At 35.0% G+C, this 13,313-nt stretch carries 14 protein-coding genes; 4 read left to right on the forward strand and 10 right to left on the reverse strand.

Annotation, left to right across the window (positions count from 1 at the left end; genetic code table 11):
* Positions 1 to 21 precede the first annotated feature (21 nt).
* Together DT250_RS01725 and DT250_RS01730 are read right to left on the reverse strand one after the other, a co-directional pair.
* Positions 22 to 1,038, reverse strand: coding sequence for a FecCD family ABC transporter permease (locus tag DT250_RS01725; RefSeq protein WP_098134286.1), 1,017 nt, complete (start codon positions 1,036 to 1,038; stop codon positions 22 to 24).
* The gene (locus DT250_RS01730; protein ID WP_149212385.1) at positions 1,039 to 2,073 is read right to left on the reverse strand and encodes a FecCD family ABC transporter permease; all 1,035 of its coding nucleotides are present in this window, start codon (positions 2,071 to 2,073) and stop codon (positions 1,039 to 1,041) included.
* Between the two features lie 275 nt (positions 2,074 to 2,348).
* On the opposite strand from DT250_RS01730, the gene DT250_RS01735 reads away from it, so the two are divergent.
* The gene (locus tag DT250_RS01735; RefSeq protein ID WP_106382883.1) at positions 2,349 to 3,113 is read left to right on the forward strand and encodes a DUF817 domain-containing protein; all 765 of its coding nucleotides are present in this window, start codon (positions 2,349 to 2,351) and stop codon (positions 3,111 to 3,113) included.
* Positions 3,114 to 3,197: 84 nt separating this feature from the next.
* On the opposite strand, the gene DT250_RS01740 is transcribed toward DT250_RS01735, so the two are convergent.
* Both DT250_RS01740 and DT250_RS01745 read right to left on the reverse strand, forming a co-directional pair.
* Positions 3,198 to 4,235 carry a DUF4003 domain-containing protein gene (locus tag DT250_RS01740; protein WP_106382882.1) on the reverse strand — a complete coding sequence of 346 codons (1,038 nt, stop codon included), beginning with the start codon at positions 4,233 to 4,235 and terminating at the stop codon, positions 3,198 to 3,200.
* Positions 4,236 to 4,650: 415 nt separating this feature from the next.
* Entirely contained in the window at positions 4,651 to 5,127 is a 477-nt protein-coding gene (locus DT250_RS01745; protein WP_002009359.1) for a DinB family protein, read from the reverse strand.
* A gap of 184 nt (positions 5,128 to 5,311) precedes the next feature.
* Here DT250_RS01745 and DT250_RS01750 point away from each other — a divergent pair, with 184 nt between their 5' ends.
* A complete protein-coding gene (locus DT250_RS01750; RefSeq protein WP_060487832.1) occupies positions 5,312 to 5,800 on the forward strand; it encodes a DinB family protein in 489 nt (162 codons plus the stop codon).
* Between the two features lie 204 nt (positions 5,801 to 6,004).
* Entirely contained in the window at positions 6,005 to 6,541 is a 537-nt protein-coding gene (locus tag DT250_RS01755) for a GNAT family N-acetyltransferase (RefSeq protein ID WP_149212386.1), read from the forward strand.
* Positions 6,542 to 6,649: 108 nt separating this feature from the next.
* Here the strand turns inward: DT250_RS01755 and DT250_RS01760 are convergent, their stop codons facing one another.
* The 3 genes from DT250_RS01760 to DT250_RS01770 all read right to left on the reverse strand — a co-directional run bounded on the left by DT250_RS01760 (position 6,650) and on the right by DT250_RS01770 (position 8,850).
* On the reverse strand, positions 6,650 to 7,126 hold the full coding sequence (locus DT250_RS01760) for a DUF2690 domain-containing protein (protein WP_060487834.1): 477 nt from the start codon (positions 7,124 to 7,126) through the stop codon (positions 6,650 to 6,652).
* 17 nt (positions 7,127 to 7,143) lie between these two features.
* The gene (locus tag DT250_RS01765; RefSeq protein WP_097907077.1) at positions 7,144 to 7,656 is read right to left on the reverse strand and encodes a DUF2690 domain-containing protein; all 513 of its coding nucleotides are present in this window, start codon (positions 7,654 to 7,656) and stop codon (positions 7,144 to 7,146) included.
* A 300-nt stretch (positions 7,657 to 7,956) separates the two neighbouring features.
* Positions 7,957 to 8,850 carry a LysR family transcriptional regulator gene (locus DT250_RS01770; RefSeq protein ID WP_149212387.1) on the reverse strand — a complete coding sequence of 298 codons (894 nt, stop codon included), beginning with the start codon at positions 8,848 to 8,850 and terminating at the stop codon, positions 7,957 to 7,959.
* A 123-nt stretch (positions 8,851 to 8,973) separates the two neighbouring features.
* On the opposite strand from DT250_RS01770, the gene DT250_RS01775 reads away from it, so the two are divergent.
* Positions 8,974 to 9,939 carry a quinone oxidoreductase family protein gene (locus tag DT250_RS01775; RefSeq protein ID WP_106382880.1) on the forward strand — a complete coding sequence of 322 codons (966 nt, stop codon included), beginning with the start codon at positions 8,974 to 8,976 and terminating at the stop codon, positions 9,937 to 9,939.
* Between the two features lie 50 nt (positions 9,940 to 9,989).
* Here DT250_RS01775 and DT250_RS01780 read toward each other — a convergent pair whose 3' ends face one another.
* The 3 genes from DT250_RS01780 to DT250_RS01790 form a co-directional block, all read right to left on the reverse strand.
* Entirely contained in the window at positions 9,990 to 10,700 is a 711-nt protein-coding gene (locus DT250_RS01780) for a histidine phosphatase family protein (protein WP_149212388.1), read from the reverse strand.
* A gap of 160 nt (positions 10,701 to 10,860) precedes the next feature.
* Positions 10,861 to 11,385 carry a GNAT family N-acetyltransferase gene (locus DT250_RS01785; protein WP_149212389.1) on the reverse strand — a complete coding sequence of 175 codons (525 nt, stop codon included), beginning with the start codon at positions 11,383 to 11,385 and terminating at the stop codon, positions 10,861 to 10,863.
* Between the two features lie 6 nt (positions 11,386 to 11,391).
* Positions 11,392 to 13,293 carry an endonuclease MutS2 gene (locus tag DT250_RS01790; RefSeq protein WP_149212390.1) on the reverse strand — a complete coding sequence of 634 codons (1,902 nt, stop codon included), beginning with the start codon at positions 13,291 to 13,293 and terminating at the stop codon, positions 11,392 to 11,394.
* Positions 13,294 to 13,313 lie beyond the last annotated feature (20 nt).

The raw sequence follows: 13,313 nt of genomic DNA on the forward strand, positions 1-13,313 counted from the left end.
ATGTTCTCCTCTTTGAAGTATTTATTTTGTTTTTGTAAGTAAATAAAGAAAATACGGTGCTCCTAAAGCTGCCACTACTACACCAGCTGGAATAGAATTTGGCTCGAATATAGAACGACCTATCGTATCTGCTAGTACTAAAACAATCATTCCGATAATGCCAGCTAGTGGAAGGAAATGTTGATACGTAGTACCTACTAACTTTCTTGCAATATGCGGAGCAACTAAACCGATAAAACCAATCCCTCCTGCCATCGATACACTCGCGCAAGATAATCCAACCGCTGTAGCTAAAAGGAGTAACCGTTCTTTTTGAACAGAAACACCAAGTCCCGCTGCCACACTATCACCTAGTGACAATGCATTTAACGTTTTAGATTTTAGCCATGCATACGGGGTTAGTATGCAAATCCAAGGTAATAATGCTAGGACATGAATCCAATCCCTTCCCCACACGTTACCAACTAACCATCTAGAAGCGAATGTATACGTCTCATCATTTAACTTGAGGGAGAAAAATAACGAAATCGCACTAAAGCCAGCTGAAACAGCAATACCAACGAGAATAAGTCTAATAGGTAGTAAACCTTTTGATCGATCACTCGCAAGTATAATAATTAAAAATGCAGCTAGTATTCCCCCACCAAATGTAAATAACGGTATTAAAATCGATGCATTCTCATTAATAGAATGAAAGAAAGTAACAAATATAATTAGCCCGAAAGATGCACCTGCATGTAATCCTAAAATACCAGGGTCTGCAAGTGCATTACGTGATAATCCTTGTAAAATCGCACCGGAAATCCCAAGGCCAATACCAGCTAACATGGTGATTATAATTCTTGGCATACGATAATCGTATAGCACTGTTGCGCTCTCAAAATCACCATAACCGAAAAGCGTTTGAATTACTTTAAGTGGCGCTATGCTCAGTGTCCCTGTATTTAAACTAATTAAAATGACAGCGATACTAATACAACCAAAAATTGTAGTTACAGTAATAGCTCTCTTTTTATCTGTGTTCAAAAGATCCTTCACTTATAGCTCCCTCCCAACTTTACGTGCTATATAGAGGAAGAACGGAACTCCAACAAGAGCTACCATAATTCCTATCGCGAGTTCTTTAGGAGGGTTTACTGTTCTTGCCCCTAAGTCAGCTAAAACTAATAACATAGCTCCTAATAACGCTGACATAGGAATAATGAGTCGATAATTCACACCAACTAATTTTCTAGCAATATGCGGAATAACGAGTCCTACAAATCCGATAGAACCAACAGCTGAAACAGATACACCTGCAAGAATGACTACTATAATCATCCCTAGTATTCTCGTTCGGTTCGTTTTTACTCCTAAATTCGTAGCGACGTCATCCCCCATTGATATGAGTGAAATAGATCGCCCTATCACTATCGCAAAAAGAATCGTTATAAGAATAATAGGAACTAAAAACTTCAAATGTTCCCACTTAACCCCTGCAACACCACCAGCGTACCAAAACGCTAAATCTTGACTTAAGTCATAATAAATCGCGATACCTGAACTCAACGAATGCAATAGCGCGGCCATAACTGCCCCTGCAATCGTTAACCTCATTGGTGTTAATCCGCCTGATGTTGCTGATCCGATAATAAAAATGAGTACTGTACTTAAAACTGCTCCAATAAAGGAAACAATCATTAAATAGGAATACGGCATATGCGGGAAAAAGGCAAAACTAAGTGCTACTACAAACATCGCACCTGCATTTATACCAAGCACACCTGCATCAGCTAAAGGATTTCGTGTTACCCCTTGCATTACAGCACCAGCGACTGCAAAAGCTGCTCCTACAACTGCTGCGCCAATTACCCTTGGGAGCCTTAATTCATAAATAATTTGGTGCTGCGTTAATTTCGGATTATAATCAAAAATCGCTGCCCATACGGTTTGCAAATGGATATCCTTTGCACCGAATGCAATAGCTAAAAATATAGATCCGATTAAACATAAAATTGTTAAGCTCATGAAACATATGAACTTAATATGTATCCAGCGATTATTGCCAGCATGTACAGCAAACTTATGTAACATGTTTCATTTCATCCTTTATATGCAGTTGTTTTTTATAATTATTTTTAATTTATAATCATTACTGATAATAATTATCATTTTCATTTAGATATTATATCCCCACTTTTTTTAAATAGCAAACTATTTTTTTACTTCGTTAAATATTAAAATACTTATTACAATTCCTTTCTAAAACTTACAAATACATGAAAAATAAACTACTGGCTTATTTTTTAAATTGTAGTATACTTAGTCATTATTTTGAGTTTTCCAACAAAAACATTGAAGGTGACACAATGTTCTATATAAAACAACTACTACACTTCACTTACGAGCAAGCATTATCTTGTTTATTCCCAGTCGTTATTTTCTTAACGCTAGCCCTATCAAAAATCATTTCTATCCCAGGGTTATACCGCTACGATTTCATACTCATCGTATGTCTTCTTATGCAGTGGATCATGTACAAGACTGGACTTGAGACGAAAGATGAATTAAAAGTAATTACTGTCTTCCACCTCATCGGCCTTCTACTAGAAATATATAAAGTACATTTCGGTTCATGGAGTTATCCGGAAGAGGCATATTCAAAAGTTTTTGGAGTTCCGCTTTACAGTGGCTTTATGTATGCAAGTGTTGCCAGTTACATATGCCAGGCGTGGAGAAGATTACATTTGCAAATGCATCATTGGCCAAAAGCTATTTTTGCAATACCTCTAGGAGCAATGATTTACTTTAATTTTTTTACACATCATTTTCTATATGACTTTAGATGGGTATTAACTGTACTTTTATTCATCGTTTTCTTTCGGACATTTGTAGAATTTTCATTACGAGGCGTTACATATAAAATACCACTCGTTCTCTCCTTTTTCCTTATTGGTTTCTTTATTTGGATTGCAGAGAACATCGCAACATTTTTCGGAGCATGGCAATATCCAAATCAACGGGAAGCATGGAATCTCGTTCACTTAAGTAAAATTAGCTCGTGGTTTTTACTCGTTGTTATTAGCATTATAATTGTTACACAACTCAAACATTTGAAGGAGTCAAAAAGATAATGCTGATTATGTAAAAAATAGTTAGCCCATCACTCATTAGAGAGTGATGGGCTTTTTTACCTTCCTTATTAAAGGAGTTACACATTATGAGCTACTACTAGCAGAAGATGTTGCTGCAGATGAAGCAGCAATCGTTGCCATCATAGCTGCCTGTTGTGCCTGTATGAGGACTTCTATCATTGTTTGTAAACCTGTGTTGGTAGTTTTACTTTCCTCACCTTTCTGACTTACGAACAGTTGAATAGCAATAAGAATATTCGCATCTGTATGCCAACGGAATAATTTCTCCCCCTGCAATTTTTCAATCAATGCTTTAATAGAATGAATCTCTTTTTCTCCATCCTCAAGTAACGCTAGTAGCCCTATGGCTGGGTAATGCATCTGTTTCACTTTTACCTTTTCTTTTTTTAACGAATTCCATATGTTTGTACATGTTGCAACTAACATTTCTTCACGAACATCCTTCTTTAGTGAGAGGATATGACTTAAAAACTGAAGATCATTCCCTTTACGCAAACCAGCTTTCGCTAGTTTCTGATACAGACGTTCTACACGGTCCATAAGTGTTTCTACATTCTCTGATTGTCCTGCTAGTAAAACTGCAAGTGGATAATCATTTGTACTTGTAAGAAAAAGGTGATCCTCTTTCATACGTTTATATACTTGCATCGAACGCTGAATGTGCATGCTAGGCTGTTCATTTTCTTCTGTTAAAAGCACGGCTGCTGCGAGATAAGTAAATATACTTCGGCTAAAACCACCAGCAACCAATTGTTCATATAAATCTAAAAACTTCTGAAAAGCTTTCTTATAATCTGTAAAGTGAATATCTAAAGTTGCGGCCACCACAAAGCGATGATAAGACTTCAAGTATGAAAACATCCCTACCTGATTCTTAATATAACTACTAATTTCTAAAAAACGTCCAAGATCAAACAATTTATCACTACCTGCATACATAGCTGCAATCATCATTCCTGTTCGAGAATCACTCGTTTTCCATTTTAGCTCTCCCTTTAATTGTCCATATGTATGTGTGTATTGCTCCAACTTTTGTTCTAATGTAATCATAGTATTCACCCCTACTTCTATTTCTTCTCTATTATTATACTTATATTTCATACGGCTTTTGCAACCTTAATTCTGTATTTCCTTCAATATTTTTCTATTATGTAAAACAAATATAATAACTATACCTACTTTATCAGTATCACGATGGCAAGCGTTCATAATTCTTTAAGCTCAACGACAAAAAGGATAGATAATCTATCCTTTTTGTCGTTATATTATTTCACAATACAGGTGTAATTTCGTTTTTTACATGCAATTACAACTAAAGAGCCTTAATAATACGTTCCATCGCCTTCATGTAAAACAAATATAATAACTATACCTACTTTATCAGTATCACGATGGCAAGCGTTCATAATTCTTTAAGCTCAACGACAAAAAGGATAGATAATAAATTATCTATCCTTTTTGTCGTTATATTATTTCACAATACAGGTGTAATTTCGTTTTTTACATGCAATTACAACTAAAGAGCCTTAATAATACGTTCCATCGCCTTCATTTGTCCAATATGATCAGCTTCATGATAAAGCATCATACCGTAAAGCTCCCCTACTGTTTCCAATCCTAGGAATGGCTCTGGCAGTTTATTTTCAAATGCTTCTGCTGGAATTTCGTTAATACGTTTTGCTTGTTCTTTTAATTGAGCCGTTAACACTTCTAACGATGGTCCTTCTGTTTTCCATTTAGACGGTCTTGATCCATACCCAAACATACCTGGATATTCAGTTGGTAATTGTTTGAATTCTTTTCCAAACATGAAAACTTCTGCTGCCGTTAACACATGACCGATATGCCAGCGAATTGTATTGTTAAAACCTTCTGGCTGCGTATCCACAGTTTTATCGTCTAGCGTCTCCATAAATTTAAGCAATTCCCCACGCGTTATTTCAAATTGTTTTAAGCCAACTAGTCTATTCATTTGATCGTTCCCCTTCTTCATGTACCATTTATTATGAACTAAGAATGTTCAACACATTAAAGTTTTACCTTGTTTAATCTATCAGAAACGATTAAGAAAAACATCTAATATGCTTAGTCAAAATATTTAAAAGGTTCACCCCTAATAAATATAGAATTACTTACTACAAAGTTAGTTTAGTAAATAATAGAGGAGTGTCAATTACATGTTACATGTTTTAAAACAACAATATAATCTTATTAGCTCTACAAGAGAAACTCTATTTTCGTTTTTGGAAGAAATCCCACTAGAAAAATTACATAGTACTGTTCCAAATTTCGGGAGCGGTAGCATTATAAAGACGCATATTCATGTAGCCGATTGCTATCGATACTGGCTTGGATCATTCGCATTCAAGCAAAAGCGAGCAGATTTTTCATTTGCTAGTGATTATGAAATTGAGCATGCAGATATCGCAAAAGTCCGTGCTAGATTTAAGTTAGTAGACGAGACTGTACAACGTTTTTTAGATGAATACAATGACCGCTGGCTCGAAAATATAGCAAATGAAGTAAAATGGCAAAAAGAACCTTGGAGTACAACTCCGCTATGGCTTTTAACTCATACAGAGACACATGAGTTTCATCATAAAGGACAAATTGTATCAATGGCTCGTCACCTTGGATACAATCCTCCTGATACAGACCTTAGTTAATTCGATTATAAAAAAACTTGTTGATATATTTTGTTGTGTATAAAACTTTTATCATTTGTTTTAGGTATACCATATCATTATAAAATTCATGTAACATAAAATTAAGACTCATACTTTTCAAACAATACAAAAAACAAAACTCTTCTTCCATGTAGATCGAAAATATTTATATACTCTATCATCAACCTTAAGGAGAAATTTATAATGAGATTAGAGAGTGAAAGAATTTATTTAAGGTCTCTTTGTCAGCTAGATGCGCCTATTATATTAGAAAGTACAATGGATGATGAAATAAGATATATGACTGGAACCAAGTCTACTTTTTCATTGGAGCAAATTAAGACACACATAGATCATATAAATAATGATTCAAGTCGCTATGATTTCGCTATTTGTTTAAAAAGCACTGACGAAATGATTGGAGAGTTGTCGATTTTAGATATCGATGAGGAGAACAAAAGAGCAGGGTTCCGAATATCATTGCTTTCAATAGCGTTAACAGGACAAGGATATGGAACTGAAGCTATTAAAATCGTTTTAAGATTTGTTTTTGAACAACTCATATTAAATCGTTTACAGTTAGAAGTATTTAGTCATAATTTACGCGGGGTTAGAGCTTATGCAAAGGTTGGTTTTGTAAAAGAAGGAACCCTACGTCAATCTTTATTTTATAACGATACATACTCGGATGAAATTATTATGGCAATACTTGAAAGTGATTATAAAGATATGTCATTGTAAATAACTGTTCTTAAACTATTAACAACTTGAAAGAACCTTACCACAATAAAATGCAGTAAGGCTCTTTCATTTTTATATCAAATAACAACTCTTAACTCATGTGTTATATTAATACCAAATTGTCTCCGCATAATTATATGCATCACTATTCGGAATGGCATGTTTCCCTTGCGCTTGTGCCTTCCTTGGATCTAAATCATATACCATTGGCGTATAGCATGATGTTTGCCCTTTATTCACAACACCATTTCCTCCAGCACTCCCGCAAGTGTATGCCTTTCCATCTGTTTTTCTAACAATCCTTGCATCAGCTTCGTTATTATATACTGCTGCACGAGTTACTGTAACTTTTGCCCATGCTGTCTTACACGTTGTGCTAAATTTTAATTCCACATAAGAATTGGAATCAATCCACTTCTTTTCTTTCGTTACTGCTGATTGATCACAACTATTGTAATACGGACTTTTCCCATCATACGAATGATCTTCTGCATATGCTTTATCATTATTCGTCGTACTAAACACACTAGTTAAAACGAGAAAAGATAGGCAAAAACATGCGCTCAGCTTTTTTAAAAGTTTCATAGCACTCCGCTCCCTTATTAATAACGTCCAGTTTTCCCGTAACCATTATTAATCGTCACCGCTTCGGCATCAGCTGTATAACCAAAATCAGCAGTTAAATCAAATACCATTCCTGTATAAGTGCTCGTTTGACCTGTTTTTATTGCTCCATTACCACTATTAGAATCTACTGATTTTTGGAATACACCGTTTTTATATTTATTAATAACAGCGTAAGCATATACTCCCCCAGAAACAGAAGGTGCTGGTTGATCTAAAACAAGCTTAGACCATGCTGCATGACATTTATTACTATAACGTAAATACACTGTCCCTACTTTTTTACTCCCTTCATATACAGCTGTAGACTTTGCATTAAATCCATCTGCATCACACGTTGTACTACCTCCGTATACTTTCGTTGTTGCTGGATTTTTTCCGTCATAATAACTACTTAAATCAGTAGCTGCAAATGTACTTCCTTGAAAACTAAATAATACACCTACACTCACTACACTTAACACACATACTTTCATTAACTTTTTAAACATTGTAAATCTCCTCCTTCAAAATAAGTACGTATCATAAAGACAATCTATCCCCTATGTAAGCCCTCCTTTCATGCTTCCTAGAGGCATCTTACAGAAACGAATAAACGTTGTAAATCCCCTTATAGTTATTGGAATATACGAAGAAATTTACTTATCCGTCTAAGAAAAAAAGTTGAGAAATACACATTTTATTGCATCCCTATTTAAAACATAAAAGAACCGATACTTATTTCACTCAAGCATCGGTTCTTTATACAAAATTGTCATTTTTTCTTTTATATAAATCAAATATTTCTCCACTTAATCCGTCGTAAAAAACTCCCTCGTCACATCAATAAATTGCTGCAGCGGCGCTGTCATCCATTTATCTTTATGCCAAGCAATTTGTGTATAAATCGGTGAGATTGCATTTTCTACATGTAACTCTTTTATCGTCCCTTCTCTTATATCTTTTTCTACTACTATCGCTGGTAAAACGGCTATTCCTAAATCTGCAATAACACATTGTTTAATTGCCTCGACACTAACAAACTCAATCTTATTTGCTGGATACACATCTTCCGTACAAAATAGCTCTTCAAATAAAGTTCGATACGAGCAACCAAGCTCCGTTAGTAAAAGTGTCTCACTTTCTAAATCTTTTGTAGTAATGGAAGGTTGTTCAAGTAAACGATGCCCTGAAGCAGCTACTATTTTTAATTCTTCTTTCATAAGCGGCTCCACATGTAAAGCATCTTCTGTTTTACATTCGTCCAAAATAAATGCAAGATCGACTTTCCCTTCCATCAATTGTTCCTTCGCATCTTTATTGGAATGCGCAGGTTTAAATATAAGCTTTATTTGAGGAAATTTCGCTTTAAACCTCTTTAATATAGAAGGCAGTCTATATGTACATTGGCTTTCTTGCGCACCGATTATTAACGTACCTGCTATTTCTTCATCATCTTTCACAGCCATTTTCGCTTCGTTGCTGAGTGCAATCATCTTGTCCGCATATAGTTGAAACTTCCTACCTGCTTCAGTTAGAAAAAGACGTTTTCCTAATCTTTCAAATAACGGCGTACCTAGCTCAGCTTCTAACGTTTTAATTTGCGCCGTTACGCTCGATTGAGCAAAGTTTAGTTTCTTCGCAGTTTGTGTAAAGTTCAAACTATCTGCCGCCACTTTAAATGTAATTAATTGTTTTATCTCCATTTATCGTCCCTCTTTCCAATCGATATTTCCGATTGATTTCATCGAAATAATCCTCTTTGTCTATCGATATTTGTATTGTATGATAAAGAGCATCGACAAACAATAAAAATGGAGGTATTCCATATGAAAGTACTTTGTTTCGAACAATTTGGAAGTCCGGATGTACTACAATATAAAGAAATACATGATCCAATCATAAATCCAAATGAAATTCTTGTCCGTACGAAAGCAATCGGATTAAATTTCGCCGATATTTATAGACGCCGCGGTGATTATCATCTCGCTGGCAATCCGCCTTATATATTAGGTTATGAAGGCGCTGGTATTGTTGAAAAAGTAGGAGCTGACGTTACTAATATTAATCCTGGAGATCGTATTTCATTTGCTGACGTTCCATTTGCAAATGCAGAACTAGTTGCCGTTCCATCGGAGAAAGCAATTAACCTTCCAGATTCTATCTCTTTTGAAACAGCCGCTTCTGTCTTATTGCAAGGTCTAACGGCACATTATTTAACGAAAGATAGCTATCAAATAAAACAAGGTGATATAGCTTTAGTACATGCTGCAGCTGGTGGTGTTGGGCAACTACTTATTCAAATCATTAAACTACTGGGCGGAAAAGTGATCGGCCTAACGTCATCAAAAGGAAAAGCACAGATAGCTACATTAGCTGGTGCTGATCACGTATTTTTATATACTGAAGCATGGCCTGCGAAAGTACTTGAAACAACAAACGGTGATGGAGTAAATGTTGTATATGAATCAGTAGGTTCTACATTAGAGGAAAGTTTTAGCGCAACTAAAACTGGTGGTACTGTCGTATTTTACGGAATGGCCGGTGGTAATCCTGCGCCCGTTGATCCGCGTATGCTTATGGATACTTCGAAAACTTTAACTGGCGGAGACCTTTGGAACGTGCTTACATCTTATGAAGAGAGAAAAGAACGCTCCTCTCAATTATTCAAATGGATTGCGACCGAAAAATTAAAGATCACAAGTTCTACTACATTCTCTTTACAAGATGGTGCCCGTGCTCATGAATTATTAGAGAGCAGAAAAAGTACTGGGAAAATTTTATTGATCCCATAATTAACAACATAAAAAGGAAGCTAGATTTCTCTACCTTCCTTTTCTTATTTTTATATTTCCACACTTGCTTTCCCTTTTGCAACATAACTCATATCTCCAACAGACTCGACTGTGTATGTTCCGTCTTGATATACAATCTTCGTCACACTAGCATTTTCCACTCCAAGTTTTGTTTTACTACTGTCTAACATTTCGATTAATGTAGTAATCAAAAGCCCATGAACAACAACTAAAACGTTACCGCCACCATTTGCAGCAGATTCTTCACTAATTTTATCAATCTCTTCTTTTATACGAGTAGAAAATAGTTCCCAATCTTCCGCCTGTTTCGTAGGGTCTGCTGCTCTAATCAGATTAATCACTTCTTGAATAGAAAACTTCATAAGTTCTTCTGGTGATGCAACACCTGCAGCTTTTCCAACTACATCCCACATATTTTCAAGTTTTTCACCTTCAAAAATACCAAAATTTAATTCTCGTAATTTTTTTCTTTTCTCAAGTTTTAACTTTGATTGCTCACTATATTTTAATACTAAATTAGCAGTTTCAATCGCTCGTCCACTATCACTACTATATGCACTCATAAAATGAACATCTTTTAATCCCGTTCCTAAATTAGAGGCAACTTCCACCCCTTTCTCTACTAATGGAGAGTCTGCCCAACCTTGCGCGCGATGATTCGTATTTAATATTGTTTTACCGTGTCTTGTAACATATAACGTAACTACATTCTCATTGCTATCTGTATCTCGATTCTTCATTCTTTTCTCTCCCTTTACATTTCTATATCAATTTTACCATCTTAATTATTCATTGAGCAAAATATACGTAAGTGAATTTGCTCAATAAAAAAAGCTATCTTTCTGTATATCTCTACAAAAAGATAGCATCTTTTATGATTACATTTCTTAACTGATATTCCTACTCAGCAAAAGCACTCGAATACTGTACAATTCCTTCTACACCCTGCAGAGCGTTCTCACTTAACTCCATCACCATAAATACTTCATCTGGCACTTCAAATGGTGCTTTTATATTCCACTCACTTGCTTTCTTAAAGCCAAATTTCGGATAGTATTCTGGGTGTCCTAATACTACAACTGACCCGTATCCAAGTTCTTTCGCTTTTTCTAACGCAACTCCAATAAGTTTTCCACCAATTCCTTTTTTCTGATAGCCCCTAGCAACTGAAACCGGTGCAAGTGCTAATGATTCTACAGAAGTTGCACCTTGTTCTATCTTTATTTTTGATAACAGAATGTGCCCAACAATTTCTTCATTTACCGCAACGATTGATAATTCAGGAATAAACGCGTCACATTTTCTAATACGACTCACAAGTTCACGTTCTGTTTTATCACTGAATTCTTCTTTTAAAAATGCTTGTTGTACAACTTCTTCTGTTTTTTTATAATCACTTTGTTGTTCTTGTCTAATCGTTACCATTTTAACTTATTCTCTATTCTTTCTTATTTCTTTTTGGATTTTACGAAGCGCTTTTTTCGATCCACGCTCAATATCATGTTGCATTTTTCTTTCTTTATAATCGACAAATAGTGTATTTAAATCGTATCCCTCTGGGTATAATTCTTTTGCTGCTACCTCTAACGTAATACGTTTTACATTCACTTCAACGAATTCACCGTTATAATATACAACGACGTTATAGAAATTATCTATTTCCTTATAGATGATACCAAAATCATCATAATCTAATACATTTACACGATCGCCGATTTTGTACTCGTAATGATTTTCTCTTTTTTCTTGCACAAATTTCGGTTTTCTAATTTTGCTTTCATTCAGTTTTTCAAAACGATATTCTTTATTTTCCATGTACTCTTTCGCTCTTTTCAGTACATGTTCTCTTACGTTCATTTTATTTGCAATCCAAAGTGCATTACTTTCACCTGATTTTCCGATTACTAATTTATAAAGTGGTTCTAGTGTCTCACTATTAAATTGCATCGCTGCATTCATAAAATCATCATGCATTTCTGAGAATCGTTTAATTTCACCATAATGAGTACTCGCAACTGTAATACATCCCGCAAGATAAAACTCCTCTAAAATAGAAATTGCAAGTGCTGCCCCTTCATTCGGTTCAGTCCCGCTTCCTATCTCATCAAATATTAGTAGCGTATTATTATTTGACATCCTCATAATTTCAGATAGATTTTTCATATGAGATGAAAATGTACTTAGTGCATTTTCAATACTTTGATTATCACCAATATCTACAAATACATTTTCGAAAATAGCAATTTCTGTTTCTTTATCTCCAGCGATGTGCAGGCCTGACATTGTCGCTAATGTTAGTAGTCCAATTGTTTTTAATACAATTGTCTTCCCGCCCGCATTCGGTCCTGTAATAATTAAACTACGGTAACTTTGACCGATTTCAAAGTGTAACGGTACTACTTTTCCACTTAAAAGCGGATGCTTACAATTCACTAAATGAATGTAGCCATGATCATTTAACTTCGGCTCTATTCCATCGATCGATTTACTAAACTTCGCTTTCGCAAATACCATATCATATTGACTAATCAATTCCATGTTAATTTTTATATGATAAATATTTTCTACTACCATGCCTGATAAAGTCGCTAAAATTTGATACTCTTCCATCGCTTCTTCTGCTTTCAAACTTGTGAGTTCCACGTTTAACTTTGTAACCGTATGCGGTTCTACAAATACAGTAGAACCTTTAGCGGACGCTTCAACTATACTTCCCGCAACTTGATTTTTATAAGAAGATTTAATTGGAATCGTATACCTATCATCCTTCTTACTAATAAAGAACTCTTGAATATACTTCTTATTTGCACTACTATTTAAAAACTTCGTTAAGCGCTCTTTTATTTTTCCGTCTACCGAATCAATGTTATTGCGAATTCGTTTTAATTCCTTACTCGCAGCTGCATCAATACTATTACCTTTAATGGAAAAGTTGATTTCCTCTTCAATACTTTTATATTCAGTCATTGAATTCGCATAAGAAGCTAATACTGGCGCAAAAAATTCTTTATCTAACATAAATTTTTTAATCTTTCTACAGCCGCGTAAAAAGTCAGAAACACTTACTAACTCTTCAGGATCTAAAATCATCCCTTTTTCTAATTTTTGAATTGTACTAGCAATATTTGAAATGCCAAAGAAAGGAACATGCCCCTCTGCATCTACTATAGCTCGTGCTTCTGTCGTTTCATTCAAACGATTCCTCACTACTTTTATACTCGTACTCGGCTCTAATTTATTTAATAATTCTTTACCTAACCCACTTACACAATAAGATTTCACTATATCCTTCAATTCATTATATTGTAACTTTTCAAAAGTCATCGTATTCATTTTGTTTCTCCTCACTATGA

Source organism: Bacillus sp. AR2-1 (assembly GCF_008368755.1).
GTDB lineage: Bacteria > Bacillota > Bacilli > Bacillales > Bacillaceae_G > Bacillus_A > Bacillus_A wiedmannii.

Bases quoted from the DNA above. Each gene is read 5' to 3' on its own strand.
- DT250_RS01730 (WP_149212385.1), bottom strand. From the start codon at position 2,073: ATGTTACATAAGTTTGCTGTACATGCTGGCAATAATCGCTGGATACAT.
- DT250_RS01735 (WP_106382883.1), top strand. From the start codon at position 2,349: ATGTTCTATATAAAACAACTACTACACTTCACTTACGAGCAAGCATTA.
- DT250_RS01740 (WP_106382882.1), bottom strand. From the start codon at position 4,235: ATGAAATATAAGTATAATAATAGAGAAGAAATAGAAGTAGGGGTGAAT.
- DT250_RS01745 (WP_002009359.1), bottom strand. From the start codon at position 5,127: ATGAAGAAGGGGAACGATCAAATGAATAGACTAGTTGGCTTAAAACAA.
- DT250_RS01750 (WP_060487832.1), top strand. From the start codon at position 5,312: ATGTTACATGTTTTAAAACAACAATATAATCTTATTAGCTCTACAAGA.
- DT250_RS01755 (WP_149212386.1), top strand. From the start codon at position 6,005: ATGAGATTAGAGAGTGAAAGAATTTATTTAAGGTCTCTTTGTCAGCTA.
- DT250_RS01760 (WP_060487834.1), bottom strand. From the start codon at position 7,126: ATGAAACTTTTAAAAAAGCTGAGCGCATGTTTTTGCCTATCTTTTCTC.
- DT250_RS01765 (WP_097907077.1), bottom strand. From the start codon at position 7,656: ATGTTTAAAAAGTTAATGAAAGTATGTGTGTTAAGTGTAGTGAGTGTA.
- DT250_RS01770 (WP_149212387.1), bottom strand. From the start codon at position 8,850: ATGGAGATAAAACAATTAATTACATTTAAAGTGGCGGCAGATAGTTTG.
- DT250_RS01775 (WP_106382880.1), top strand. From the start codon at position 8,974: ATGAAAGTACTTTGTTTCGAACAATTTGGAAGTCCGGATGTACTACAA.
- DT250_RS01780 (WP_149212388.1), bottom strand. From the start codon at position 10,700: ATGAAGAATCGAGATACAGATAGCAATGAGAATGTAGTTACGTTATAT.
- DT250_RS01785 (WP_149212389.1), bottom strand. From the start codon at position 11,385: ATGGTAACGATTAGACAAGAACAACAAAGTGATTATAAAAAAACAGAA.
- DT250_RS01790 (WP_149212390.1), bottom strand. From the start codon at position 13,293: ATGAATACGATGACTTTTGAAAAGTTACAATATAATGAATTGAAGGAT.